This is a genomic window from Kutzneria sp. NPDC052558, assembly GCF_044547355.1.
Taxonomy (GTDB): Bacteria; Actinomycetota; Actinomycetes; order Mycobacteriales; family Pseudonocardiaceae; genus Kutzneria.
This window is the reverse complement of sequence record NZ_JBIUAG010000020.1, coordinates 40362-65992: the sequence shown is the minus strand read 5'-3', so window position 1 is coordinate 65992 and position 25631 is coordinate 40362. Positions and strand designations below refer to the sequence as shown.

General features: G+C 71.1%; 25 protein-coding genes. 17 read left to right on the top strand and 8 right to left on the bottom strand.

What is annotated here, in order from left to right; genetic code table 11:
• Nucleotides 1-22: 22 nt before the first annotated feature.
• On the bottom strand, nucleotides 23-1354 hold the full coding sequence (locus tag ACIG5F_RS31000; protein WP_396523442.1) for an alpha/beta fold hydrolase: 1332 nt from the start codon (nucleotides 1352-1354) through the stop codon (nucleotides 23-25).
• A gap of 110 nt (nucleotides 1355-1464) precedes the next feature.
• Here ACIG5F_RS31000 and ACIG5F_RS30995 point away from each other — a divergent pair, with 110 nt between their 5' ends.
• The 5 genes from ACIG5F_RS30995 (at nucleotide 1465) to ligA (ending at nucleotide 7427) form a co-directional block, all read left to right on the top strand.
• Complete coding sequence (locus ACIG5F_RS30995) at nucleotides 1465-2502, top strand: histidine kinase (protein ID WP_396523441.1); 1038 nt, start codon at nucleotides 1465-1467, stop codon at nucleotides 2500-2502.
• A complete protein-coding gene (locus tag ACIG5F_RS30990; RefSeq protein WP_396523440.1) occupies nucleotides 2495-3148 on the top strand; it encodes a response regulator in 654 nt (217 codons plus the stop codon). Before ACIG5F_RS30995 ends, ACIG5F_RS30990 begins: the two co-directional genes overlap by 8 nt.
• Nucleotides 3149-3348: 200 nt before the next feature.
• Complete coding sequence (locus ACIG5F_RS30985; RefSeq protein WP_396523439.1) at nucleotides 3349-4314, top strand: serine hydrolase; 966 nt, start codon at nucleotides 3349-3351, stop codon at nucleotides 4312-4314.
• A 114-nt stretch (nucleotides 4315-4428) separates the two neighbouring features.
• On the top strand, nucleotides 4429-5169 hold the full coding sequence (locus tag ACIG5F_RS30980; protein ID WP_396523438.1) for a hypothetical protein: 741 nt from the start codon (nucleotides 4429-4431) through the stop codon (nucleotides 5167-5169).
• A 122-nt stretch (nucleotides 5170-5291) separates the two neighbouring features.
• Entirely contained in the window at nucleotides 5292-7427 is a 2136-nt protein-coding gene (gene ligA / locus ACIG5F_RS30975; protein ID WP_396523437.1) for an NAD-dependent DNA ligase LigA, read from the top strand.
• Here the strand turns inward: ligA and ACIG5F_RS30970 are convergent.
• Nucleotides 7413-7826: a hypothetical protein gene (locus tag ACIG5F_RS30970; protein WP_396523436.1), complete on the bottom strand. Its 414-nt coding sequence runs from the start codon at nucleotides 7824-7826 to the stop codon at nucleotides 7413-7415. The genes ligA and ACIG5F_RS30970 overlap by 15 nt on opposite strands.
• Before the next feature lie 163 nt (nucleotides 7827-7989).
• Between ACIG5F_RS30970 and ACIG5F_RS30965 the strand changes: the two genes are divergently transcribed.
• Complete coding sequence (locus ACIG5F_RS30965) at nucleotides 7990-8697, top strand: 3-keto-5-aminohexanoate cleavage protein (RefSeq protein WP_396523435.1); 708 nt, start codon at nucleotides 7990-7992, stop codon at nucleotides 8695-8697.
• Between the two features lie 186 nt (nucleotides 8698-8883).
• On the opposite strand, the gene ACIG5F_RS30960 is transcribed toward ACIG5F_RS30965, so the two are convergent.
• Nucleotides 8884-9744 carry an SMP-30/gluconolactonase/LRE family protein gene (locus tag ACIG5F_RS30960; RefSeq protein ID WP_396523434.1) on the bottom strand — a complete coding sequence of 287 codons (861 nt, stop codon included), beginning with the start codon at nucleotides 9742-9744 and terminating at the stop codon, nucleotides 8884-8886.
• Nucleotides 9745-9944: 200 nt separating this feature from the next.
• A complete protein-coding gene (locus ACIG5F_RS30955) occupies nucleotides 9945-10598 on the bottom strand; it encodes an ACT domain-containing protein (protein ID WP_396523433.1) in 654 nt (217 codons plus the stop codon).
• Between the two features lie 216 nt (nucleotides 10599-10814).
• Here ACIG5F_RS30955 and gatC point away from each other — a divergent pair, with 216 nt between their 5' ends.
• The 4 genes from gatC to gatB are packed head-to-tail and all read left to right on the top strand — an operon-like array spanning nucleotide 10815 to nucleotide 14330.
• Nucleotides 10815-11114 (top strand): Asp-tRNA(Asn)/Glu-tRNA(Gln) amidotransferase subunit GatC, encoded by a 300-nt coding sequence (gene gatC, locus ACIG5F_RS30950; protein WP_211765645.1) that lies wholly within the window; start codon nucleotides 10815-10817, stop codon nucleotides 11112-11114.
• Nucleotides 11111-12634: an Asp-tRNA(Asn)/Glu-tRNA(Gln) amidotransferase subunit GatA gene (gatA, locus tag ACIG5F_RS30945; RefSeq protein ID WP_396523432.1), complete on the top strand. Its 1524-nt coding sequence runs from the start codon at nucleotides 11111-11113 to the stop codon at nucleotides 12632-12634. The genes gatC and gatA overlap by 4 nt, the downstream gene beginning before the upstream one ends.
• Nucleotides 12631-12828 (top strand): hypothetical protein, encoded by a 198-nt coding sequence (locus ACIG5F_RS30940; RefSeq protein ID WP_396523431.1) that lies wholly within the window; start codon nucleotides 12631-12633, stop codon nucleotides 12826-12828. Before gatA ends, ACIG5F_RS30940 begins: the two co-directional genes overlap by 4 nt.
• Nucleotides 12825-14330, top strand: coding sequence for an Asp-tRNA(Asn)/Glu-tRNA(Gln) amidotransferase subunit GatB (gene gatB, locus ACIG5F_RS30935; protein ID WP_396523430.1), 1506 nt, complete (start codon nucleotides 12825-12827; stop codon nucleotides 14328-14330). Before ACIG5F_RS30940 ends, gatB begins: the two co-directional genes overlap by 4 nt.
• Before the next feature lie 217 nt (nucleotides 14331-14547).
• On the opposite strand, the gene ACIG5F_RS30930 is transcribed toward gatB, so the two are convergent.
• Nucleotides 14548-15729 carry a PQQ-dependent sugar dehydrogenase gene (locus ACIG5F_RS30930; RefSeq protein WP_396523429.1) on the bottom strand — a complete coding sequence of 394 codons (1182 nt, stop codon included), beginning with the start codon at nucleotides 15727-15729 and terminating at the stop codon, nucleotides 14548-14550.
• Nucleotides 15730-15795: 66 nt separating this feature from the next.
• Here ACIG5F_RS30930 and ACIG5F_RS30925 point away from each other — a divergent pair, with 66 nt between their 5' ends.
• The gene (locus ACIG5F_RS30925) at nucleotides 15796-16722 is read left to right on the top strand and encodes a 2-hydroxyacid dehydrogenase (RefSeq protein ID WP_396523428.1); all 927 of its coding nucleotides are present in this window, start codon (nucleotides 15796-15798) and stop codon (nucleotides 16720-16722) included.
• A 159-nt stretch (nucleotides 16723-16881) separates the two neighbouring features.
• Here ACIG5F_RS30925 and ACIG5F_RS30920 read toward each other — a convergent pair whose 3' ends face one another.
• The gene (locus tag ACIG5F_RS30920) at nucleotides 16882-17823 is read right to left on the bottom strand and encodes a zinc-binding alcohol dehydrogenase family protein (RefSeq protein WP_396523427.1); all 942 of its coding nucleotides are present in this window, start codon (nucleotides 17821-17823) and stop codon (nucleotides 16882-16884) included.
• Nucleotides 17824-17896: 73 nt separating this feature from the next.
• Here ACIG5F_RS30920 and ACIG5F_RS30915 point away from each other — a divergent pair, with 73 nt between their 5' ends.
• Genes ACIG5F_RS30915 through ACIG5F_RS30905 form a run of 3 tightly spaced genes read left to right on the top strand, consistent with a single transcriptional unit; the run spans nucleotide 17897 to nucleotide 19509 of the window.
• Nucleotides 17897-18322 (top strand): MarR family winged helix-turn-helix transcriptional regulator, encoded by a 426-nt coding sequence (locus ACIG5F_RS30915; RefSeq protein WP_396523426.1) that lies wholly within the window; start codon nucleotides 17897-17899, stop codon nucleotides 18320-18322.
• Nucleotides 18323-18374: 52 nt separating this feature from the next.
• Nucleotides 18375-18953 carry a DoxX family protein gene (locus tag ACIG5F_RS30910; protein ID WP_396523425.1) on the top strand — a complete coding sequence of 193 codons (579 nt, stop codon included), beginning with the start codon at nucleotides 18375-18377 and terminating at the stop codon, nucleotides 18951-18953.
• A gap of 7 nt (nucleotides 18954-18960) precedes the next feature.
• A complete protein-coding gene (locus ACIG5F_RS30905; protein ID WP_396523424.1) occupies nucleotides 18961-19509 on the top strand; it encodes a GNAT family N-acetyltransferase in 549 nt (182 codons plus the stop codon).
• A gap of 99 nt (nucleotides 19510-19608) precedes the next feature.
• On the opposite strand, the gene ilvD is transcribed toward ACIG5F_RS30905, so the two are convergent.
• A complete protein-coding gene (gene ilvD / locus ACIG5F_RS30900) occupies nucleotides 19609-21453 on the bottom strand; it encodes a dihydroxy-acid dehydratase (protein ID WP_396523423.1) in 1845 nt (614 codons plus the stop codon).
• A gap of 69 nt (nucleotides 21454-21522) precedes the next feature.
• Nucleotides 21523-21891 carry a PH domain-containing protein gene (locus tag ACIG5F_RS30895; RefSeq protein ID WP_396523422.1) on the bottom strand — a complete coding sequence of 123 codons (369 nt, stop codon included), beginning with the start codon at nucleotides 21889-21891 and terminating at the stop codon, nucleotides 21523-21525.
• Between the two features lie 324 nt (nucleotides 21892-22215).
• Here ACIG5F_RS30895 and ACIG5F_RS30890 point away from each other — a divergent pair, with 324 nt between their 5' ends.
• Genes ACIG5F_RS30890 through ilvC form a run of 3 tightly spaced genes read left to right on the top strand, consistent with a single transcriptional unit; the run spans nucleotide 22216 to nucleotide 25612 of the window.
• Nucleotides 22216-24054, top strand: a complete 1839-nt coding sequence (locus ACIG5F_RS30890) for an acetolactate synthase large subunit (RefSeq protein WP_396523421.1) — start codon at nucleotides 22216-22218, stop codon at nucleotides 24052-24054.
• 5 nt (nucleotides 24055-24059) lie between these two features.
• On the top strand, nucleotides 24060-24566 hold the full coding sequence (ilvN, locus tag ACIG5F_RS30885) for an acetolactate synthase small subunit (protein ID WP_211765656.1): 507 nt from the start codon (nucleotides 24060-24062) through the stop codon (nucleotides 24564-24566).
• A 32-nt stretch (nucleotides 24567-24598) separates the two neighbouring features.
• Entirely contained in the window at nucleotides 24599-25612 is a 1014-nt protein-coding gene (ilvC, locus tag ACIG5F_RS30880; RefSeq protein WP_396523420.1) for a ketol-acid reductoisomerase, read from the top strand.
• The last annotated feature ends 19 nt before the right edge of the window (nucleotides 25613-25631 follow it).

Genomic DNA, 25631 nt, shown 5'->3' with positions numbered 1-25631 from the left:
GGTCGGGCGGCCTCTCGTCGTGTCAGCACACGGCCTTGGGCGGCGCCCCGGTGAGGAAGTACTTGTCCACCAACGCGATCACGCAGGCGTTGCCGGTGGCGTAGAGCTCGTGGCCGCCACCGTCGTGATAGACGGATCCGCTGCCCGGCACCCGGGACACCACCCGCTCGGTCGCCGGGAAGTCACCCCAGGACCCGACGGCCAGCAGCGGGGGCAACCCACCGGGCAGCGGGCGCGGCGGATTGTCCACAGTGGCGGGCCAGCCCACACAGGCCAGCGTGAACGGAATCATCGTGCCGGCCGCACCGAGCACCGGGTCGACGCGGTGTAATCGAGCTATGCTCGCCCGCAGGTCGGCGAGACTGCGCGGCGCCGGCCACTCATGGCACTCCGACACCGGATATCCCATGCCGGGCGCCGGGAACGCCGACGTGTCGCCCCGGGCGGCCTTGGCCAGGTCGGCCGCCAGCTGTGGGAAGTCGGCGTGGTCGCTGTGGATCAGCCGCCCGGCCAGGGCCACCTTCGAATTCCAGTCGTCGAGCGCCGACGCCGCGACCTGAGCGACGTCCTGGCCGTGCAGGGCGCAGGTGACCTCGGCGGCACACCAGTCCGAGAACCGGTGTAATCGCAGCACGTTGTCCCGGGCGATGGCGTCCTGGACGCGGTCGAAGTCACCACCGTGGTCGCCGCTGCCGTCGATGACCATGGTCCGGACGCGGTCGGGGTACAAGTCGGCGTAGCTCTGGCCGTACACGCCGCCGTAGGAGCCCATGTAGAGGTTGAGCCGGGACTGCCCCAACGCCTGCCGGATGGCGTCCATGTCCCGGACGTTGGCCAGCGTGTCCATGTGGTCGAACAGCGCCGGATCCTGGGCACGGCAGGCGTTCGCGGCGGCCGCGTTGGATGTCGCCAGCTGGGTGAAGCCGGCCGGTGAGCTCGGTGGTGTCGGCGGCCCGTTGTGCGGCAACGTCTTCAGGCACGACCAGTCGATCGTCGGCATGCTGGCCCCGCCCTGCCCGTAGCCACGGGGGTCCCAGGTGACGATGTCCATGTGCTGCCGCAGCTGTGCGAACGGCTGCGTGCCCGGCGACAGCACGCCGGTGCCCATGATCTTGATGCCCGGCGCGCCGGGCCCGCCGTAATTCACCAGCACCGTGCCCTGCGAGGGGCCGGTCGCCTTCAACCGTCCCAACGCGAGCGTGACCGCGCGGCCGTCGGGGTGTTGCCAGTCCAGCGGCACCGTGATGGTGGCGCATTCCATGCCGTTGTCGCACGGCCCCCAGCCCAGCGCCGGTTGCGCCGCGGGCGTGAGGGGCACTGTGATTGCCGTGAGTGCCAGGAGCAGCGGTTTCATGCCTCGACGATGCCGCGGGCGGGCCCGGGTCCGCCTCTGTCTGGCGACCTGTTCTCATCTCTGTCTCCAGACAGATGTGCGGCCGGCACGCGTCCACTAGCGTTGCGGACATGCCATCACGACGGCTCGTGCTGGAGGAGTGCGTATGCGCAGTCCTCTATGTCGTCCTGTTGTTGGCGTTCAGCGGCTTGCACGTGCCGGCTCCGGTGTGGCTGCGGGTGCTGATGCTGGTGGCGACCGTGGTCCCGGCGGGGTTGCGCCGGGTGTGGCCGCTGCCGGTGTTCGCGTTCGTGCTGACCATGACGTGGCTGTCGGTGTTGCTCGGCATTCTGGTGGATCCGTTCCTGGCGGCGGGTTTCTGCCTGTACACCGTGATGGTCGAGACCGACCGACACCGGTGGTGGGCGCTGGCGGTCGTCGTGCTCGGCGGGGCCGGCGCGCTGGTCGGACGGGGCGTGACCGGGCCGTTCTGGACGTTCACCAACGTCGGCGCCACGCTGTTCGGCGCGCTGGTGCTGGGCGGGGCGTGGGCGATCGGCCGGGCCGTGCGCAGAAGTCGTTGTTACGCAAGGCAGGTCGCTGAGCAGGCGGTGGTGGCCGAGCGGCTGAGGATCGCCCGCGAGCTGCATGACGTGGTGGCGCACAGCCTCGGCGTCATCGCGGTGAAGGCCGGCGTCGCCAACCACGTGCCCGAGAGCGCGCCGGACGCGGTGCGGGTGATCGAGTCGACCAGCCGCCAGGCGCTGGCGGAGATGCGACGGATGCTGGGCGTGCTGCGGGCCGAGGAGCCGCTGCGCCCCGCGCCGGGGCTGACCGAGTTGCCGGAACTGGTCGAGGTGGCCAGGGAAATGGGGGTGGAAGTGAGCATGGAGGTGCGTGGCGGCCCACTGCCGGACGGAGCCGACCTCGCCGTCTACCGGATCGTGCAGGAGGCGCTGACCAATGTCGTCAAACACGCGGCCCCCACCAGCTGTCAGGTGCTGGTGGACGTCACCGAGACCGAGGTTCGGGTGGACGTCACCGACCTGGGCCGCCAGAACGGGCTGAGAGGCATGCGGGAACGGGTCGCGATGTTCGAGGGCGCGTTGACCGCGGGACCTCGCCCGGGCGGCGGATTCGCCGTGTCGGCAAGGCTTTCCTGTGACTAGTGTCCTGGTCGCCGACGATCAGGCGTTGCTGCGCGGCAGCTTTCGCACGCTCATCGACAACGATCCGGGCCTGGTCACGGTCGGCGAGGCCGAGAACGGTGACGAGGCGGTCGAGCTGGCCCGGCGGCGCCGGCCGGACGTGGTGCTGATGGACATCCGCATGCCCGTGCTGGACGGAGTCGAGGCCACCCGCCGGATCTGCGCCGAGCTGTCCAGCAAGGTGCTGGTGCTGACCATGTTCGACCTGGACCAGTACGTGTACGCCGCGCTGCGGGCCGGGGCGAGCGGCTTCCTGCTCAAGGACACGCCGCCGGCCGAGCTGCTGGCCGCGATCCACGTCGTGGCCGGTGGGGAGGCGCTGCTGTCGCCTTCGGTCACCCGGCGGCTGATCGAGGAGTTCAGCCGGCTCCCGGAGCCGTCGCGGCCTTCGCTGACCGGCGTCACCGAGCGCGAGGTGGAGGTGTTGCGACTGGTGGGCCGCGGACAGTCCAACGCGGAGATCGCCGGTCGGCTGCACCTGGGCATCGGCACCGTCAAGACCCACGTCAGCCACCTGCTCGCCAAGTTCGCCGTGCGGGACCGAGCACAACTGGTCGTGGTCGCCTACGAAAGCGGCCTGATCACCCCCAATGTCGGTTCAGTTTGATCATGGAACTCACTCGGGAGGGCGATTCATCCTTTTTAACAAACGCCTGTGAACGGCATCAAAACCGGCTGTGAGCTGCCTGGATATGAATTGGTTCACCTATCGGCCGATCGAACCCTGGCAATCCGGACAGGGAACTCTTAAGGTCTTCACGGTCTCCTCTTCAGCTTCTCCGCAGGTGGATACCCGAGGCTTGCCGCATGGGTCGAAATTCCGGGCCGGCGTGGACGCGCCACCGAGTGCTGGTGATGCTCGCTGCCGTGGTCGCCGGCGCCGGGCTGGCTGCCGTGGTGGTCGGCGTGGACAGTGACGTCGTCGCGTCCCCGGTGTCCGGCGAGGCCCAGCCTCAGGCCCGCGCGGCCGCCGCAACGAACACGCTGAGCAGCGCCGCGAAGCCCAAGCCGACGACCTCCGTCGACGCCACCTCGGTGCCCGCGGCCGACCCGAACCAGGTGCTGGCCGCCGCGATGGCCCCGCTGAACGCCGACAAGACCGGCGACTTCTCCGTCGCCGTGCTCAACCAGGACACCGGCGTCTCCGCCAGCTTCAACGCCGACGAGACCTACGACACGGCCAGCATCGTCAAGGCCGACATCCTGGCCGTGCTGCTGTACCAGGCCCAGCAGCAGGGCAGCCCGCTCACCAACGACGAGGACGCCGCCGCCACCAAGATGATCGAGGCCAGCGACAACGACGCCGCCACGACGCTGTGGGACGACGTGGGCAGCGCCGCCGGCATGGCCACCGCCAACACGGCGTTCGGGCTGAAGAACACCGTGCCGGGCGCGGACGACTACTGGGGCCTGACCACCACGACCGTGGCCGACCAGCTGACCGTGATGAACGTGTTGACCTCGTCGAAGTCGCTGTTGGGTCCCAAAGCCCGGTCGTACGCCGCGAACCTGATGCACCAGATCGAGCCGGACCAGGTGTGGGGCGTGTCGGCGGCGGCCGACGCCGGCACCACGCCGGCGCTGAAGAACGGCTGGCTGCCCGTCGACTCCGACAACGACCTGTGGGCGGTCAACAGCATTGGACAGGTCAGCCACGGCGGTCACAACTACCTGGTGGCCTACCTGTCCAGCTCGCAGCCGGACGAGCAGACCGGCATCGACCAGGCCTCTTCCGTCTGCAAGGCTGCCGTTGCGGCAATTGCCGGCCGATGACTAATGCGAATGTGGTTCATGTATGACCCCGATCGGGTCGCGGATGGCCGCATTCACTGGTCCGAACGGCCTCAACGGGGCAGACAACGGCGCGCCGAGGCGGACAATGACGGGATGAAGTGGTTCCCGTGGCGGCGCCGTCACGCCGAGCACGACACCGCACCCCTCGAGCCGGACTCGGAGCAGGTGGCGGAGTGGCTGGAACCGGCCACCGAGAACCCGCGGGCCCGGGCCGAGCGGTTCTGGGAGCGCTGGCACGAGCTGTTGCCGCAGATCAACTCCGCCCTCGGCGACAGCGAGCCGAAGCGGATCGAGCACCTGTTGTGCGAGGAGGTCGCGGCGATCCATCCGGAGCTGCACTTCTCGGTGGAACGCGGCCAGCGCGCCGTCTACGCCCTCGTGGTCACCGGCCAGGAGCGCCCCGACCTGCGGCCCTACACCGACGCCTGGCAGCGGGCCGCGCCGTCGGAGGACATGATCTGGGAGTACCACGACTCGGTGCCGCCGGTGCCGGATCCGACCGAGGTCACCGTCAACATCGGCGAGCACCGGCTGCGGCTGGCCGACGTTCGGGTGGCGGCCCAGGTCGACCGGGACGCCGGCGTGGTCGACGTGGCCGTGCACCATCCGCAGCTGGCCGCGCTGACCGACGAGGCCCGCACCGCGATGACCTTCCTGCCCCTCGACGCCACCCTCGGCGAACGGCTGGCCGCCGAGCGGCTGCGCCGGGTCGAGGCCGCGGAGACCGTCCCCGAGCACGCCATCACGCTGCTGGAGCTGCGGACCATCGTGCGTGGACTGGCCGGGCAGGACGCCGACGGCAATCCCCTGGGGGCGGACCACTCCGAACGCTGAGGCCGTCCTCATCGCAGCGCTGACGCGCGGCGCGGATTCGGGTCGTTACCCCACTGGGCGACCTGGCCCGGCGCGGGCCACGGTGGGCCGGAACTGTCGGGGGTGGCCGCTAATCTAGGCCCGTGACCAGCACCGAAGACGTTCCCGACGAGGTTCGCGCCCACTACGGCGAGCTCGCCGAGCAGATCCGTGGACACCAGTTCCGGTACTACGTCCTGGACTCGCCGACGATCACCGACGGCGAGTTCGACGTGCTGCTGCGGGAACTGCAGGCCATCGAGGACAAGCACCCCAGCCTGGTCACGCCGGACTCGCCCACCCAGCGGGTGGGCGGCGCCTTCTCCACCGATTTCACCGCCGTCGACCACCTGGAGCGGCTGCTCAGCCTGGACAACGTCTTCAACACCGAGGACCTCCAGGCCTGGGCCGAGCGCGTGCACAAGGAGATCGGCGAGGACTCGCACTTCCTGTGCGAGCTCAAGATCGACGGCCTCGCGCTGAACCTGTTGTACGAGGACGGCCGGCTGGTGCGGGCGCTGACCCGCGGCGACGGCCGCACCGGCGAGGACGTGACGCTCAACGTCCGCACCATCAAGGACATCCCGGAGCGGCTGACCGGCGCCGAGGAGTTCCCGACGCCCAGGCTGGTCGAGGTGCGCGGCGAGGTGTTCTTCCGGGTGGAGGACTTCGAGGAGCTCAACGCCGGCCTGGTCGAGGCGGGCAAGCCCCCGTTCGCCAACCCGCGCAACTCGGCCGCCGGCTCGCTGCGGCAGAAGGACCCGAAGATCACCGCGAGCCGTCCGCTGCGCTTCATCTGCCACGGCCTGGGCAAGCGCGAGGGCTTCGAGCCGCAGCGCCAGTCCGACGCCTACCGCGCGCTGGCCGCGTGGGGCCTGCCGGTGTCGCCGCACACCAAGCTGGTCAAGGGCATCGGCGAGGTCGAGGCGCACATCGCCTACTGGGGCGAGCACCGGCACGACGCCGAGCACGAGATCGACGGCATCGTGATCAAGGTGGACGAGGTGGCGCTGCAACGCCGTCTCGGCTCCACCTCGCGGGCCCCGCGCTGGGCGATCGCCTACAAGTACGCGCCGGAGGAGGCCACCACCAAGCTGCTGGACATCCAGGTCGGCGTCGGCCGCACCGGTCGGGTGACGCCGTACGCCGTGACCGAGCCGGTGCTGGTGGCCGGGTCCACGGTGTCGCGGGCGACGCTGCACAACGCGTCCGAGGTCAAGCGCAAGGGCGTGTGGATCGGCGACACGATCGTCATCCGCAAGGCCGGCGACGTCATTCCCGAGGTGCTGGGGCCGGTCATCGACGTCCGCCCGGACGACGCCTACGAGTTCGTGATGCCGACCGACTGCCCGGAGTGCGGCACCACGCTGCGCTACGAGAAGGAGGGCGACGCCGACATCCGCTGCCCCAACCAGCAGTCCTGCCCGGCCCAGTTGCGGGAACGGCTGTTCTACCTGGCCAGCCGCAAGGCGCTGGACATCGAGGTGCTCGGCTACGAGGCGGCGACCGCGCTGCTGGAGGCCGGCGTGCTGGAGGACGAGGGCGACGTGTTCGACCTCGACGAGGAGAAGCTGCTGCGGACCGAGCTGTTCCGGGCCCAGGACAAGAAGTCCGAGCTGGGCTACAAGCTGTCGGCCAACGGCGAGCGGCTGCTGGACAACCTGGCCGCGGCCAAGGACCGGGACCTGTGGCGGGTGCTGGTGGCGCTGTCGATCCGCCACGTCGGCCCGTCGGCGGCGCGGGCGCTCGCGGTCACGTTCGGCTCCATCGACCGGATCTTCGCCGCCAGCGAGGAGGAGTTGGCGGCGGCCGACGGCGTCGGCGCGACCATCGCGGCGGCGGTGCTGGAGTGGCACGAGTGGGAGTGGCGCCGGGACATCATCGAGAAGTGGCGCGCCGCCGGCGTGCGCATGGCGGAGGAGCAGGACGCCTCGACGCCGCGGGTGCTGGAGGGCCTGTCCATCGTCGTCACCGGCACGCTGCCCAACCTCTCCCGGGACGAGGCCAAGGAGGCGATCATCGTGCGCGGCGGCAAGGCCGTCGGCTCGGTGTCGAAGAAGACCTCGTTCGTGGTGGTCGGCGAGAGCCCGGGATCCAAGTACGACAAGGCGATCCAGCTCAAGGTGCCGGTGCTGGACGAGGACGGCTTCCGGGTGCTGCTGGCCCAGGGGCCGGAGGCGGCGACCGAGGTGGCCGTCATCGGGGCCGAGGAAGAGGAGGAGGCCTCAGCGGACGAATAGGTCGAAGACGTTGCCGGCCATGGACGGCCATTCGGTCATCATCTGGCCGTAGGGGTCGGGCGGCGTGGTCGAGGGCAGCAGGTCCCTCGGCTGCGGCGCCGACCTCGGCGCGCTGCTGGTGACCGGCGGCGCCGGCACCTCCTTGGTCACCACCAGCACCTTCGTCTGCGGCGCCGGCTGCTGCACGATGATCGTGGTCGGCGGCTGCTGGGTGGGCGTCGCCGAGGTGGTGGTCGGCGTCGGCGCCGGCGTCTGGCCGGCGTTGCGCACGTCGGTCGCCTGGTCGCTGGCGTGCTGGACCGCCATCACCGCGACCACTGCCGCGAAGGTGATGCCGGTGATGCCGGCCGACACGGCGAGTGCTGCCTCGGGGTGCACCACCCGGTGATGGCCGCGCATCACGTCTCCTTGCTTCGGGCCGAGCCCATGCCCTGGCCGCCCCGGAACGTACTGGAGGAGTCGTGGCCAATCCAAGCCGTTGTCCGGGAACCCACACGGTCTTAGCTCGATCGAATGAATTGGCCCCGTTGCCGTTGCGGCCCGGCCAGGGCACGGTCGGGGGATGCTGCAAGCCTGTCTGAACGGGGATCGGCCGCGGGGCGCGCATCCCGCGCTGCCGGTGACGCCTCAGGAGTTGGCCGCCGACGCCGCGGCGGTGGCCGAGCTCGGCGTGACCGCCCTGCACGTGCATCCGCGCGATGTTGCCGGGTTGGAGGTGATCGCCGGACCCGAGGTGGCCACCGCCGTCTCGGTGATCCGGGCTGCCGTGCCGGGCGTGGAGATCGGCGTGACCACCGGGGCGTGGATCCAGCCCGATCCGGTGCGCCGCGCCGAGCTCGTCGCCGGGTGGGCCGGTCTCGCCGCCGGCCGGCCCGACACCGCTTCCGTGAACGTGCACGAGGATGGGTGGCGGGAGGTCTGCGCCGCGCTGCACGCCGCCGGCATCGGCATCGAGCTCGGAGTCTTCCACCTGCCGGCGGCGCAGGCCTTGCGCGCCAAGGGAATCCCGCCCGGCGTGGTCCGGGTGCTGGCCGAGGTCCAGCCCGGCGACCGGCCGGATCCCTTGCTGGAGGCGCTTTCCTGGGTCGAGCCGCCGATTCTGTTGCACGGACAAGAAGAAGACGCGTGGCCCGTGCTCGGCGAGGCGGTGCGGCTCGGGCTCTCCACCCGGATCGGCCTGGAGGACACCCTGCACCGCCCCGACGGCACACTTGCTCTCGGCAACGCCGACCTGGTCTCGGCGGTCCGAGCGATGCTCGCAACCGGGTGATATTGCCGGCGCGGCAACGGGGCCAGGAGTGGAGGCCGGTCCACCGAGGTGGGTGGGCGTCGGTTCGCAAGCGGGTGATATTGCCGGCGCGGGGCGACGAACGGCGCGCCTCGGTGGGTGGGCGCTGGTGCGGAGCCCGGTGGTGTGAGGGCGGTGGTCGGCCCATGGCGGTGGGCCGACGACGGCTCAGAACCGGGTGATGAGCAGGTTGGGGTCGTTCTGGGTGCGGTAGGCGGCGCTGGCCACGTAGACCGACTTGCCGCGCACGGCGATGGACGTCGGGTTGGACAGGCCGTTGGTCGCGGTCAGGGCGATGGTGTGGCTGCCGTCGGGATGGATCACGGCGAGCTGGCTGCTGGCGTTGATGGCGGCGAGGACGTCGCGGCCGTCGAAGGTGAAGTCGTCGATGCCGGGCAGGCCGGTGGCGCGGGTCTGGATCGCGCCGGCCGAGCCGTCACGCTGGACCGGGATCCGCAGCAGCGTGCCGTTGTCGGTGTTGCTGACCCACACCGCCCCGGCGTGCACCTTGATGCCGTTGGAGCCGAAGCCGGTGACCTTGGCCAGCGGGCCGCCCTGCGCCCAGATCGCCGGGGCGCCGCCGTTCAGCGGGATCCGCCACACCTGCCCGGCCGAGGAGTCGGTGGCGTAGAGGGTGCGGCCGTCCAGGGCGAGGCCGTTGACGAAGCCGGCCGGCAGGGCAGCGAACAGCTTGGCGCCGCCGCCGCGGCCGATCCGGTAGACGCCGGTCTGGTCGCCGGCGTTGACGTTCACGTAGAGGGCGCCGTCCGGGGTGCGCACGATGCCCCCGGTGCGGCCGGGCAGCTGGGCCAGGATGGTGACCTGGCCGGACGGGCTCACCCTGGCCACCTGGGCGGCCGGGCTGAACGTCAGATCGGCGGAGCCGTCCGGCTCCAGCGTGATGTTCTCCGGCTGCTGGAGGTGGCTCAGGTCGAAGTGCACCACCCGATCCGTCGACGCCCAGGCGGGCGTGGTGGCGGTGACCGTCGCGAGCGCCACGGCCGCGACAACCGCGCTGATTCGGAACACGATGCTCTCCATTCGCTACGGGAAGCTGCCCCGAGTATCCCGGCGAAATTGCTCGGAATCGGCGCCCCGTAGCCTGGGAGAATTCTCAAAGTTTACTCAAGTATTACTATCGCCGCAGGTCAGCGCGGTGTTGGCGGGAATTGGGCCGCATGGCGCACGCCTGGTCGGGCAATCGCCGCGCGACAAAACCACATTGCCGCTCAGTCCGGCAGGACCACCGACACGATGCCGGCGAGGTGGGCCAGGCGGGCCAGTTCGGCGGCGCGGAACATGGGCCCGCCGGGGCGGCCGACCAGCAGCACCCGCTCGGGCTTGCCCAGGGGCGTGGCGGCCAGCTCCGTGCCGAGCTCCTGCCAGGTCTCGGGCACCCAGTCCTCCTCGCCGTCGAGGATGGTGGCGCGGGGCAGCGGCATCCACGGCACCGAGACCATGCGCGTCTCGGGGGCGGCGGGGCTGGCGGCCAGCCGGTGCACGCCCTCGCCGTCGTGGGTGATGACCAGGGCCCAGCCGGCCCGCACGATGCGCGGCACGCCCTCGGCGAAGATCGCCAGACCCTGGTCGGGCTGGGCGGCGATCTCCTCGACCAGCTCCAGCTCGCGGTGGGTGTTGAGCACGCCGGCGTAGGGCCGCACGGCGTCGACCTCGACGCCCTCGATGGACTCGGCGGCGGTGATCAGGGCGTCCGGCAGGCGGCCGGACGGCAGCTCGACGACGAGGTCGTCGATGGCCAGGCCGGGGGAGCGCTCCACCACGTCCACGCTGAGGATGTCAGCCCCGATCTCACCGAGCGCGGTCGCCACCGCGCCCAGCGTGCCGGGTCGGTCCGGGAGCTGGACCCGGATCAGGAAGGACACCGCGGAACGCCTCCATGCCTTGGCTCGTGGCGCGGGACCCTGCCGCCCGCACCCGGCCGCCGATTGTCGCAGACCGGCGGCGCGGATGAGGATCGTCGTCCGAGTGCCGGGAAACCGCACCACCCGTGATACCCGTTCGGAGCTGCGCGCACACGCGTCCTAGACTCGGTCGGTCATGCCCGCAAGCCCCGCTCACTCTTGGAGGAGCACCTCCGCATGCCCAGCATCTCCCGAGACGAGGTGGCACACCTCGCCCGGCTGGCCAGGTTGGCCGTGACAGATGACGAGCTGGACCTGTTCGCCGGCCAGCTCGACACCATCCTGAACGCGGTGGCCCAGGTCGGCGAGGTTTCCCAGCAGGACGTGCCGCCGACCTCGCACGCCGTGCCGCTGACCAACGTCTTCCGCGAGGACGTCGTCCGCCCGTGCCTGACCCAGCAGCAGGCGCTGTCCGGCGCGCCGGCCGCCGAGGAGGGGCGCTTCCGCGTGCCCCGGATCCTGGGGGAGGAACAGTGAGCGAGCTCATTCGTCTGTCCGCGGCCGACCTTGCGGACAAGATCCACAAGCGTGAGGTCTCCGCGGTCGAGGTCGCGCAGGCCCACCTGGACCGCATCGCCGAGGTCGACGGCGCGGTCAACGCCTTCCTGCACGTCAACACCGAGGGCGCGCTGGCCGCGGCGGCCAAGGTCGACGAGCAGGTCGCGGTGGGCGAGATCGCCTCGCCGCTGGCCGGCGTGCCGCTGGCCCTCAAGGACGTGCTGACCACGGTCGACGAGCCCACCACGGTCGGCTCCAAGATCCTCGAGAACTGGCTGCCGCCCTACGACGCCACGGTCACCGCGCGGCTGCGCGCGGCCGGCATCGTGATCCTCGGCAAGACCAACATGGACGAGTTCGCGATGGGCTCCTCCACCGAGAACTCGGCCTACGGCCCGACCCGCAACCCGTGGGACCTTGACCGCATCCCGGGCGGCTCGGGCGGCGGCTCGTCGGCCTCGCTGGCCGCGTTCGAGGCCCCGCTGGCCATCGGCACCGACACCGGCGGCTCGATCCGCCAGCCGGGCGCGGTCACCGGCACCGTCGGCGTGAAGCCGACCTACGGCACGGTCTCCCGCTACGGCCTGGTGGCCTTCTCCTCCTCGCTGGACCAGGCCGGCCCCTGCACCCGCACGGTGCTGGACGCGGCGCTGCTGCACGAGGTGATCGCCGGCTACGACCCGATGGACTCCACCTCGATCAACGCCCCGGTGCGTCCGGTCGTCGAGGCCGCCCGCCAGGGCGCGACCGGCGACCTCAAGGGCGTCAAGGTCGGCGTGGTCAAGGAGTTCCGCGGCGAGGGCTACCAGCAGGGCGTGCTCGACTCCTTCGACGCCGCCGTGCAGCAGCTGCGCGAGCTGGGCGCCGAGGTGGTCGAGGTCTCCTGCCCGCACTTCAAGTACGCGCTGGGCGCCTACTACCTGATCGCGCCGAGCGAGGCCTCGTCCAACCTCGCCCGCTTCGACGCGATGCGCTACGGCCTGCGGGTCGACGACGGGGCGCTGGGCGAGCTGTCGGCCGAGCAGGTCATGTCGCTGACCCGGGAGGCCGGCTTCGGCCCCGAGGTCAAGCGGCGCATCATCCTCGGCACCTACGCCCTGTCGGCCGGCTACTACGACGCCTACTACGGCTCGGCCCAGAAGGTCCGCACGCTCATCTCGCGGGACTTCGCCGCCGCGTTCGAGCAGGTGGACGTGCTGGTCGCGCCGACGACGCCGACCACCGCGTTCAAGATCGGCGAGCGGATCGACGACCCGCTCGCGATGTACCTCAACGACCTGTGCACCATCCCGGCCAACATGGCCGGCAACGGCGCGATGAGCGTGCCGTGCGGCCTGGCCGCCGACACCGGCCTGCCGGTGGGCCTCCAGGTGATGGCGCCCGCGCTGGCCGACGAGCGGATGTACCGCGTCGCCGCCGCGTACGAGGTCGCCCGCGACGCCGCCCAGGGCGGTCCGCTGATCAACCGTGTGCCCGAACTGGAGGCGATCTCCCGATGAACGTGAACAAGGCCCGCCTGGCCATCTCGATCATCGGCTCGGCCATCGGTGTGGTCGCGGCCGGCGCGCAGGCCCGCAAGGCGCTGCAGAAGGGCGACAAGCTGTCCCTGGTCAACGCGATCGCCAGCGTGCTGGTTGCGGTCACCGGTGGGGCGCTGGCGATCCGTGGGGCACGAAAGGACGGCGCGGAGTGACCGCCATTGCCGAGGTGATGGACTACGACGAGGTCATCGAGCGCTACGACCCCGTGCTCGGGCTCGAGGTGCACGTCGAGCTCAACACCAACACCAAGATGTTCTGCGGCTGCGCCAACGTGTTCGGCGGCGAGCCCAACACCCACGTCTGCCCGGTGTGCCTGGGCATGCCCGGCGCGCTGCCGGCCGTGAACGGCAAGGCCGTCGAGTCGGCGATGCGCATCGGCCTCGCGCTCAACTGCGAGATCGCGCAGTGGTGCCGGTTCGCCCGGAAGAACTACTTCTACCCGGACATGCCGAAGAACTTCCAGACCTCGCAGTACGACGAGCCGATCGCCTTCAACGGCTACCTCGACGTCGAGCTGGACGACGGCAGCACCTACCGGGTGGACATCGAGCGGGCGCACATGGAGGAAGACACCGGCAAGTCGCTGCACGTGGGCGGGGCCACCGGCCGCATCCACGGCGCCGACTACTCGCTGCTGGACTACAACCGGGCCGGCGTGCCGCTGATCGAGATCGTCACCAAGCCGCTGGTCGGCACCGGCGCCCGGGCCCCCGAGGTGGCCCGGGCCTACGTCGCCGCGCTGCGGGACCTGCTGCGCGGCCTGAACGTCTCCGACGTGCGGATGGACCAGGGCTCGCTGCGCTGCGACGCCAACGTGTCGCTGATGCCCAAGGGCGCCACCGAGTTCGGCACCCGCACCGAGACGAAGAACGTCAACTCGCTGCGCTCGGTCGAGCGGGCCGTGCGCTACGAGATGACCCGGCACGCCGCGGTGCTGGCCGGCGGCGGCAAGATCAAGCAGGAGACCCGGCACTTCGACGAGTCGACCGCCACCACGCGGCCCGGCCGGACCAAGGAGACCGCCGAGGACTATCGCTACTTCCCCGAGCCCGACCTGGTGCCGATCGCGCCGTCGCGGGAGTGGGTGGAGGAGCTGCGGGCCAGCCTGCCCGAGCCGCCGTGGGTGCGTCGCAAGACCATCCAGCGCGAGTGGGGCCTGACCGACCTGGAGCTGCGGGACCTGGTCAACGCCGACGCGCTGGACCTGGTCGCGGCCACCGTCGACGCCGGCGCCAAGCCGGACGACGCGCGGTCCTGGTGGGTGGCCTACCTGTCGCAGCAGGCCAAGACCCTGAACAAGGAGCTGGCCGAGCTGCCCATCACCCCGGCCCAGGTGGCCCGGGTGTCGGCGCTGGTCGCGGACGGCAGCCTGACCAACAAGCTGGCCCGGGCCGTCGTCGACGGCGTGCTGGCCGGCGAGGGCGAGCCGGACGAGATCGTGGAGAAGCGGGGCCTCAAGGTCGTCTCCGACGACTCGGCCCTGACCGCGGCGGTCGACGCGGCCCTGGCCGCCCAGCCCGACGTGGCCGAGAAGATCCGCAGCGGCAAGGTCGCCGCCGCCGGCGCGATCGTCGGCGCGGTCATGAAGGCCACCAAGGGCCAGGCCGACGCCAAGCGGGTCCGCGAGCTCATCATCGAACGCTGCGGCGGCTGACGACTAGGTGAACGCAAGGGGCCTCCCGGACCGCCGGGAGGCCCCTTTGCTGCGGAGTATGCGAGGCCCCGCCGGTGCTTCGCCCGGTTGCTGGATTTCGACCGCCGCCACCCGATGCAACCACCCACCCGAGCCGATGCGGCGGGCTAAATCCAGCAAGGGCGAGGCATCGGCTACCCGGGGGCCGAGCCGCGACGCCGAAGGCGGCGCCAAAAACTCAGTCCTTGGGCTGGCCGCCGTTGGGCTTGGGGATGATGATCGCGCGGTCGTCGCTGGAGACGGGCTTGCTGCCGTCCTTGTTCACGGTGCCGACCAGCAGGGTGTTCTGGTCGATGACGTCCATCGCGCCGATCAGGCCGTAGCCCTCGGGGCCGTCCATGATGGTGCTGGGCTTGCCGCTGAAGCCGCCGGTCCGGGCCAGGGACAGCACCTGGAGGCCGGGCTTGCGCACGGTGGCGACGCTGATCTCGTCGGTGAACGCGGCGCAGCCGGCCACGCCCGGCTTGTCCGGCCACGACCAGGCCGGGCTGCTCAGCTGGGCTTGGCCAGGCGTGATCCGGTACAGCTGGTCGGCGCTGTCGGTCTGGTCGGTGACCCAGGCCGAGCTGCCGTCGGCGGCGGTGCACATGCCGCCGGGGTCCTGGAGCCCGGAAGCGACCACGGCCGAGTTGGGATTGGGGTTGCCGCCGGCCGGCTTGCCGAGCCCGTCGATGCGCAGCACCTTGCCGGCCAGCGAGTTCGGGTCGGCCGCGGCTGCGGGGTTGCCGGCGTCGCCGGTGGCGACCAGCAGCGCGCCGCTGTGGTCCACGGCCAGCACGCCGCGGTTGTGGGTCGGCCCCTTGGGAATGCCGGTGAGCACCGGCTTGGGCGTGTCGCCGACCGCGAAGCGCATGACCCGGTTGTCGGTGGCCGTGGTCACGTAGGCGTACACCAGTTGGTCCTGCTGGTAGGTGGGCGACAGGGCCAGGCCGGTCAGCCCGCCGTCGGTGGAGGCGTCCACGCCGATGGTGGCCACCGGCTTCGGGTCCTGGCCGTGCTGCACCGCCAGCACCCGCCCGGTGGTGCGCTCGGCGGCCAGGCCGGTGGCCCCGCCGGGCAGCGCGGCCACGGCGGCCAGCGGCGCCATGCAGGTGCCGATCACGTTCTGGTCGAAGTCGGTGCAGCCCTGCGGCGGCGGCACCGACCGGGCCGTGCCGTTGGGGCCGGGGATCGTGCCCCCGCCGCCGGCGTCCGAGCCGCCGGGCGCGCTGGGCTGCGGCCCCGGGGCCTCGGTCAGCTGGGGCTGCGGCTGCCAGTTCTCCACGTTGGCGCCGTTGGACTGGTCGGGGAAGCTCGCGCACCCGGCCACCAACAGGCCGAGTGCCACCGACGTGGCCACTACCCGGCTCGCGCTCCGCATGATGCCCGAGCGTAAGCGCGCCCACGTGAACCCCAGGTGAGCGTCGGCGCGGACTAGGGTCAGGGCGTGACCGATCACGACACGATCACCGTGCTGGTGCCCGATGAGCACGCGCTGGCCGCGCTGTCCTCGCTGGAGGGCGTCCACCCGGTCCGTTACGACGTCGAGGGCGAGCTGCCGGCCGAGGCGGCCACGGCCGAGGTGCTGATCCCGCCGTTCCTGGCCGGCAAGCGGGCCGTTCCGCTGGTCGACAAGCTGCCCAAGCTCCGGCTGGTGCAGCTGCTCAGCGCCGGGGCCGAGGTGTGGCTGGGCCGGCTGCCCGACGGGGTGGCGTTGTCGACCTGCCGGGGCGCTCACGGGGGCAGCACCGCGGAGTGGGTCGTCGGCGTTCTGTTGTCCTTCTACCGTCACCTGCCTTTCTTCCTCGACGCCCAGCGGGCCGGGCGCTGGGACTTCCAGGTCACCGACACCTTGCAGGACAAGCGGGTGCTGATCGTCGGCGCCGGCGACCTCGGCCGCCAGCTGGTGCGGCGGCTGGAGCCGTTCGACGTGACGACCACGCTGGTCGGCCGCACCGCGCGGGACGGGGTGCTCGGGGAGGACCGGTTGCCCGAGCTGCTCGGCACGCACGACGCGGTTGTCCTAGTCGTACCACTCACGTCCGACACTTCCGGGATGGTCGACGCCGAGTTCCTGTCCCGCATGGCCGACGGCGCGATTCTGGTCAACGCCGCGCGGGGCCCGGTGGTCGACACCGACGCGCTGGTCGCCGAACTGAGCAGTGGTCGGCTCCGGGCGGCGCTCGACGTCACCGACCCGGAGCCGCTCCCTCCCGACCATCCACTGTGGAGCGTGGACGGCCTGCTGCTGACCCCGCACGTGGCCGGCAGTTGCACCGGCCGGGAGAAGCGGGCCTACAGCATCGCCGCCGCCGAGGTGGCCCGCTTCGTCCGCGGTGAGGAGCCGCAGAACCTGGTGCGCGGCGAGTACTAGGGGGTGTCCCGCGGATCAAGACCGCGATAGCCGCGCCGACGCGGCCCCTGACGACACCGCGGAAACGCCCGAATACGACCCGGTATGAGGGCGTTCCCGCAGCGCCACCAGGAACCACCTCGATCCCGACTCTCATCGCCCAGATCCACGGGACACCCCCTAGGGCACGAGCAGGACCCGGCCCAGGTTCGCGCGCTCGTCCATGACCTGGTGGGCTTTGGCCGCGTCGGTCAGGGCGAACGTGGCGTGCTGGGCGACCCGGAGTCGACCGTCGGCGATCAGCTGCGTCACCTTCGCGGTGTCCGCGCGGGCCTCGTCGGGCCGGGATTCCCGCCAGGCCAGCACACCGAAGCCGGCCAGGGAACGCAGGCCGAAGAGGCTGCGCGACGGCACGTCCGGGATCTCGCCGCTGGCCGCGCCGTACATCACGGCTCGGCCCAGCGGCGCCAGGGATTCCAGTCCCCGCAACAGAATCGAGCCGCCGACGGCGTCCAGGACCACGTCGACGCCGGTGGGCCACTCGCCGTCGGTGGTGACGACGTCGTCGGCGCCGAGGGAGCGAACGAAGTCCGCCTTCGTTGCGGAGCCGACAACCCCGACCACCTTCGCGCCAAGCACCTTCGCCAACTGCACGGCGAGATGGCCGACGCCGCCGGCGGCTGACTGCACCAGCACGGTCTCGCCGGGGGCGACCCGGCCCATGTGGAGCACGCCCAGGGCCGTCGGCCCCAGCATCGCCAGCACGGTGGCCGACGCGGCGTCCATGTCCGGCGGCACCAAGGCCGCCCACGCGGCGTCCACGGCCACGAAGTCCGCATAGGCGTTCTCGCCGGCCAGGGCCGAGATCCGGTCGCCGACGGCCAGGGACGTGACCTCCGGGCCGACGGCGGTGACCTCGCCGACCACCTCGCCGGTCGGGCCGTAGGGCACCGGCCGGGTGAAGATTCCGCCGCCCCCGGCCCGGATCTTGGTGTCGGCGAAGTTCACGGCGATCACCTCGGGCCGCACCACCACCTGGCCCGGCCCCGGTTCCGGCACCGGCGCCTCGTCGACCTGAAGCACCTCGGGACCGCCGTACGCGTGCAAGCGAACGAGTCGCACGTCATCCACCCCTTTTTGTTGGTGACACCAACGTTGGCGTAGCCAACGATAGCGCGAGAGGTACCTTGACGCCATGTCCGATCCGCACCGGCTCAGCGGCACCGTGATCTGGCTGCTCGGCCGCGCGGCGCAGCGAGGCCACCAGCAGGCCCAGGAGCGGCTGGCGGCGGCGGGCATCCGCAAGTGGCACTACGCGGTGCTGGCCGCGCTGGCCGAGTACGGCCAGCAGTCCCAGGCCGACATCGGCCGTCGCCTGAGCCTGGACCGCAGCGACGTGGTCGCCGTGCTCAACGACCTCCAGGGCGACGGCTACGTGACTCGCGAGCCGGATCCGGCCGACCGCCGGCGCAACATCGTCACGATCAGTGACGCCGGCCTGCGGGCGTTGGAGGGCTTCGACCGGCTGGTCGCCGAGGCCGACGACCGGCTGCTGGCCGACGTGTCGGCCGAGGACCGGGCCCGCCTGATCGCCCTGCTGGAGCGAATCGCGCACGTCTAGCTGCTCTGTTCGGCGGTCGTTCGGCCGCAGAAGGTTGCCTACCCTGCCGGCGGTGAGCACCTACGACACAGGGTTGCACCACCTGGAGGACGACGAAGAGCCCGGCTACGGCAACACCGTCGCCTACGAGGAACCGGCACGGCCGGTAGCGGCCTGGCACGGCGGCGCGGACCTGGGGCTGCTGGCCCTGCGGCTGATGCTGGGCGGGCTGGTGGGCGTGCACGGGGCCCAGCGGGTGTTCGGCTGGTTCGGCGGCCATGGCCTCGGCGACTTCACGAAATCCTTGCAGCAGGCCGGTTTCCGCTACACCGACATCCTCGCCCCGGCGCTGGGCTACGCCGAGCTGGGCGGCGCGGTGCTGCTGGTGCTGGGCCTGTTCACGCCGCTGGCGGCGGCGGCCGTGCTGGCGGTGGTGGGCAACACGATCATCCTGCAGTGGAACGGTGGGCTGTCGGCCTACGAGCTGGCCGCGTCGCTGGCCGGCGCGGCGTTCGCGGTGCTGTTCTGCGGACCCGGCCGGATCTCGCTGGACCGTCCCACGCACTGGTACCGGCACGCCCTCGGCTACGGCACCTCGCTGTTCTCGCTGGCCGTCATCGCGGTTGCCGCGTTGCAGCTGCTGCTGAGATAACTGACCCATGCTCTCGCTGCCGCTGGCCCCCGACGCCGAACTGACCTCCCTCGAACCGTGGCAGGCCGACGAGTTCGCCGAGCACATCGACCGGCACCGCGAGCACCTGGAGCCGTGGATCCCGCTCGCCCACACCGTCACCGACACCGAGAGCGCCCGCGAGCTGCTGCAGCGCTACGCCGAGCGCCAGGCCAACGGCGCGGGCCGGCTGCTGGGCATCCGCCAGCACGGCGAGCTGGTCGGGGCGATCCTGTTCCCGCAGTTCGACCCGGCCGCCGGCAACTGCGAGCTCGGCGTCTGGCTCGCCCCGCACGCCCAGGGCCACGGCCTGATCACCAAGGCGGCTCAGCTGATGATCGACTGGGCCTTCGAGGTGCGGGGCATGCACCGCATCGAGTGGATCACCATGCCGGCCAACGAGCGCAGCAAGGCGGTGGCCAAGCGGCTGGGCATGACCCTGGACGGCGTCATGCGCGAGTCCTACCTGTTCGGCGGCCGCCGCCACGACGCCGAGATCTGGTCACTCCTGGTAACCGACCCCCGCCCCTGGAACTGACTTGAACGCTTGGAAGGGGGCCTTCCTCCACTCGGAGTGGAGGAAGGCCCCCTTCCAAACAAAGCAGCGGTTACGGAGCGGGGTTGTGGGGGGTCGGGGTCAGAGGCTGGGGTCGCGGACGGCGCCGGTGGCGGCCGAGGTGGTGAGCTTGGCGTAGGCGCGCAGGGCCAGGGTGACCGGGCGCTGGCGGTCGCGCGGCTGCCACGGCCGCTCGCTGGAGTCCATCTTGGCCCGGCGCTCGGCCAGCACGGCCTCGTCGACCAGCAGCTCCAGCTTGCGCTGGTGCACGTCGATCAGGATCTGGTCGCCGTTCTCGACCAGGCCGATGACGCCGCCGTGCGCGGCCTCGGGCGAGATGTGCCCGACCGAGATGCCCGAGGAGCCGCCGGAGAACCGGCCGTCGGTGATCAGCGCGCACTTCTTGCCAAGGCCGGAGCCCTTGAGGAACGCGGTCGGGTGCAGCATCTCCTGCATGCCGGGACCGCCGGCCGGGCCCTCGTAGCGCACGACGATGACCTCGCCCGGCTGGACCTCCTTGTTGAGGATGACCGACACGGCCTCCTCCTGGCTCTCCACGACCCGCGCCGGGCCCTGGAAGCGCCACAGCTCTTCCTCGATGCCGGCCGACTTGATCACGGCGCCGTCCACGGACAGGTTGCCGCGCAGCACGGCCAGTCCGCCGTCCTTGGTGTACGCGTGGGCCACGTCGCGGATGCAGCCGCCCTCGGCGTCGGTGTCCAGGGAAGACCACCGCGCGTCGGTCGAGAACGCCTTGGTGGTGCGGACTCCGCCCGGGGCGGCGTGGAACAGCTCCACCGCCTCGGCCGACGGCGACTCGGCGCGAACGTCCCAAGTGGACAGCCACTCGGCCAGCGACGGGCTGTGCACCGCGTGCACGTCCTCGTTGAGCAGCCCGCCCCGCCACAGTTCGCCCAGCAGCGCGGGAATGCCGCCGGCCCGGTGCACGTCCTCCATGTGGTAATCGGAGTTCGGCGCCACCTTGGACAGGCAGGGCACGCGGCGGCCGATCGCGTCGATGTCGGCCAGCGTGAAGTCGATCTCACCCTCCTGCGCGGCGGCCAGGATGTGCAGCACCGTGTTGGTGGAGCCGCCCATGGCCATGTCCAGGGCCATGGCGTTCTCGAACGCCTTGCGGTTGGCGATGGAGCGCGGCAGCACGGAGTCGTCGTCCTCGCCGTACCAGCGCTTGCACAGCTCGACGACGGTGGAGCCGGCCTTCTCGAACAGCGACCGGCGGGCGGCGTGGGTGGCCAGCGTGGAGCCGTTGCCGGGCAGCGACAGGCCCAGCGCCTCGGTGAGGCAGTTCATCGAGTTGGCGGTGAACATGCCCGAGCACGAGCCGCAGGTGGGGCAGGCCGACCGCTCCACGATCGCCAGCCCGTCCTCGTCGACGGCCTGGTTGGCCGAGGCCGAGATGGCGGTGATCAGGTCGGTCGGGGCCTGGGCCACGCCGCCGACCACGACCGCCTTGCCGGCCTCCATCGGGCCGCCGGAGACGAAGACCACCGGGATGTTCAGCCGCAGCGCGGCGTTGAGCATGCCCGGGGTGATCTTGTCGCAGTTGGAGATGCACACCAGCGCGTCGGCCTGGTGCGCGTTGACCATGTACTCCACCGAGTCGGCGATGATCTCGCGGGATGGCAGCGAGTAGAGCATGCCGCTGTGGCCCATCGCGATGCCGTCGTCGACGGCGATGGTGTGGAACTCCCGGGGCACGCCGCCGGCCGCGCGCACGCCCTCGGCCACGATGTCGCCGAGGTCGCGCAGGTGCACGTGGCCGGGCACGAACTGGGTGTAGGAGTTGGCGATCGCCACGATCGGCTTGCCGAAATCGCTGTCGGTCATGCCGGTGGCCCGCCAGAGCGCGCGGGCGCCCGCGGCGTTGCGTCCGTGGGTCGTGGTGCGGGAGCGCAGCTGGGGCACTGCTCCTCCAAAAACGAATTGGCCTTGCGGAAAAGTTGACGTGGACCGGGTCGCGGCTCGCGAACCAGGTTACTCCGCGCCGTCGGCGGCGGCGTTCGGATCGGACAGCCGCCCGCCCGACACGGCCGCCAGCATCGGCAGGTGCCGGGTGCGCACGCCCGGCAGCGGGGCCAGCTCGTCGTCGGCCAGCACGGCGTTCACCCAGCCGCGGCGGGGCAGCTTGAGCGAGCGGACCTCGGCCCAGGCGAGGGTGCGCGCGCCGAACAGGCTGCGGGTGCGCAGCTGCTCGGCGTCCACGACCGTCCTGGTGCGCACGATCCACACCGCGAGCAGGATCGGGACCAGGTACAGCGCGGCGAACGCGGGCCCGGCGGTGGTCACCACCGGCGTCTCGCAGATGGCGAGCAGGCCGACCGGGAGCAGGCCGGTCGTCGGCATCCGGAATATCACCCGTTGGACTGAGGAGGGCGTGGACTCGGTCACCGTCCGATCCTCGCACCCGGACTTTCCGTTCCACCATTCGGGAGCGTTTTCCCGCAGAGTTGACGCTCGGGGCGGACCGGCAGTACCGTCCCGGACATGCTGCGTGACACCGGCCTCGTACTTCCGAGGCGCGCCGACGCCTAGGACACCTGAGTCCGCGTCGGCGCGCGACCCTCGTTCGACCACGTTTTCCCGTGGTTGGCCGGGGGTTTTTTCATGCTTGTGGCTTTTGTTGGACCACCTACTTTCCGCAGGACCACCGACCCCGAGGCAGCCCCGATGACCAGCGCACCCTCGCGACAAGCCCCGGTCCCCGGCGCGACACCCCCGCGCCCCGGCCCGCCCCCGAAACCGGCGCCGCCCGGCGGCGCCCCGGTCCGCGTGACCGGCTCCGCCTCGCTCGTCCGCTCGCTCGAGGCCGTCGGTTGCGAGGTCGTGTTCGGCATTCCCGGCGGCACGATCATGCCGGCCTACGACGCGCTGCTCGACTCCACGTCCCTGCGCCACGTGCTGGTCCGCCACGAGCAGGGCGCGGGCCACGCGGCCACCGGCTACGCCCAGGCCACCGGCAAGGTCGGTGTGTGCATGGCCACCTCCGGCCCGGGCGCGACCAACCTGGTCACCCCGCTGGCCGACGCCTACATGGACTCGGTCCCCGTGGTCGCCATCACCGGCCAGCAGAGCCGGGCGCTGATCGGCACCGACGCGTTCCAGGAAGCCGACATCTGCGGCATCACCATGCCGATCACCAAGCACAACGTCCTGGTGACCGACCCGGCGGAGATCCCGCGGGCGATCGCCGAGGCGTTCCACATCGCCAGCACCGGCCGACCCGGCCCCGTGCTGGTCGACATCCCCAAGGACGTGCTCCAGGAGACCACCTCCTTCTCCTGGCCGCCCGAGATGCGCCTGCCGGGCTACCGCCCGACCACGCGTCCGCACGGCAAGCAGGTCCGCGAGGCGGCGAAGCTGATCACCGCCGCGCACCGGCCGGTGCTCTACGTCGGCGGCGGCATCATCAAGTCCGGGGCCACCGCCGAGCTGCGGGAGCTGGCCGAGCTGACCGGCATCCCGGTCGTCACCACGCTGATGGCCCGCGGCGCGTTCCCCGACTCGCACCCCCAGCACCTGGGCATGCCCGGCATGCACGGCACGGTGGCCGCGGTCGCCGCCATGCAGAAGGCCGACCTGCTGATCGCCCTGGGCACCCGCTTCGACGACCGGGTCACCGGCCAGCTCAGCTCGTTCGCGCCGGACGCCCAGGTCGTGCACGCCGACATCGACCCGGCCGAGATCTCCAAGAACCGCCGGGCCGACGTGCCGATCGTCGGGGACTGCAAGGAGATCCTGGGCGACCTGATCGCCGCCGTGAAGGCCGAGCGGGAGCACACCGCGACCGCCGACCTCACGCCGTGGATCACCGACACCCGCGGCTGGCAGGAGACCTATCCGCTGGGCTACGACTGGCCGTCCGACGGCTCGCTGTCGCCGCAGTTCGTGATCGAGCGCATCGGCCGGATCGCCGGGCCGGACGCCATCTACACCGCGGGCGTCGGCCAGCACCAGATGTGGGCCGCGCAGTTCATCAAGTACGAGAAGCCCGGCACCTGGATCAACTCCGGCGGCCTTGGCACCATGGGCTTCGCGGTGCCGGCGGCCATGGGCGCGAAGTTCGGCGCGCCGGACAAGGTCGTGTGGGCCATCGACGGCGACGGCTGCTTCCAGATGACCAACCAGGAGCTGGCCACCTGCGCCATCGAGGGCGCGCCGATCAAGGTCGCCGTGATCAACAACGGCAACCTGGGCATGGTCCGGCAGTGGCAGACGCTGTTCTACGCGGAGCGCTACTCGCACACCGACCTGGGCACCCACAAGCACCGCATCCCCGACTTCAAGATGCTGGCCGAGGCGCTGGGTTGCGCCGGGCTGCGCTGCGAGAGCCGCGAGGACGTGGACGCGACCATCCAGCAGGCCATGGAGATCAATGACCGGCCGGTCGTCATCGACTTCGTGGTCGGCAAGGACGCGCAGGTGTGGCCGATGGTGGCCGCCGGCACCGGCAACGACCAGATCATGGCCGCCCGCGGCATCCGCCCGCTGTTCGACGAGGACGTGTAATGAGCATGACCAAGCACACCCTGTCCGTCCTGGTCGAGAACAAGCCCGGTGTCCTCGCTCGTGTCGCCGGCCTGTTCTCCCGGCGGGGCTTCAACATCGAGTCGCTCGCGGTCGGCCCGACCGAGCACCCGGACATCTCCCGCATGACCATCGTCGTCGGCGTCGACGAGCTACCGCTGGAGCAGGTCACCAAGCAGCTGAACAAGCTGATCAACGTCATCAAGATCGTCGAGCTGGAGCCGACCACGGCCGTGCAGCGGGAGCTGCTGCTGGTCAAGGTCCGCGCCGACGCCACCGTGCGCAGCCAGGTGCTGGAGACGGTGCAGCTGTTCCGGGCCAAGGTGGTCGACGTCTCGCCCGAGGCGCTGACCATCGAGGCAACCGGGACCGGCGACAAGCTCGACGCGCTGCTGCGGATGTTGGAGCCCTACGGTCTGCGTGAGATGGTGCAGTCCGGCATGGTCGCCATCGGACGCGGCGCCCGGTCCATCACCGCCACTGCGGCCCGCTGAATCATTAGTTCGGAAGGAACCTGAGAAAAGTCATGACTGTCGAGATCTTCTACGACGACGACGCCGACCTCAGCATCATCCAGGGCCGCAAGGTGGCCGTCATCGGCTACGGCAGCCAGGGCCACGCCCACGCGCTGAGCCTGCGCGACTCCGGTGTGGACGTTCGCATCGGCCTGCCGGAGGGTTCGAAGTCGCGGGCCAAGGCCGAGGAGGAGGGCCTGCGGGTGCTCACCCCGGCCGAGGCGTCGGCCGAGGCGGACCTGATCATGATCCTGGCTCCGGACACCAAGCAGCGCAAGATCTACGCCGAGGACATCGCGCCGAACCTCAAGGACGGCGACGCGATCTTCTTCGGGCACGGCTTCAACATCCGCTACGGCCTGATCACCCCGCCGTCGAACGTGGACGTCGCGATGGTGGCGCCCAAGGGCCCGGGCCACCTGGTCCGCCGCCAGTTCGTGGACGGCAAGGGCGTGCCCTGCCTGATCGCCGTGGAGCAGGACGCCACCGGCGGCGCGCAGGCGCTGGCCCTGTCCTACGCCAAGGGCATCGGCGGCGCGCGGGCCGGCGTCATCAAGACGACCTTCACCGAGGAGACCGAGACCGACCTGTTCGGCGAGCAGGCCGTGCTCTGCGGCGGCGCCTCCGCCCTGGTGCAGACCGGTTTCGAGGTGCTCACCGAGGCCGGCTACGCCCCGGAGATCGCCTACTTCGAGGTGCTGCACGAGCTCAAGCTCATCGTCGACCTGATGTACGAGGGCGGCATCGCCAAGATGCGCTACTCGATCTCCGACACCGCCGAGTACGGCGACCTCACCCGCGGCCCGCGCGTGATCACCTCCTCGGTCAAGGAGGAGATGCGCAAGATCCTGGGCGAGATCCAGGACGGCACCTTCGCCACCGAGTGGGTCGGTGAGGACGAGGCCGGGCGGCCCAACTTCACCAAGCTCCAGAACGAGGGTGCGGCCCACCCGATCGAGGAGGTCGGCAAGAAGCTGCGCGGCCTGATGTCCTGGGTGGACCGTCCCATCACCGAGACGGCCTGATCTTTTTCTGGTTGCCGGA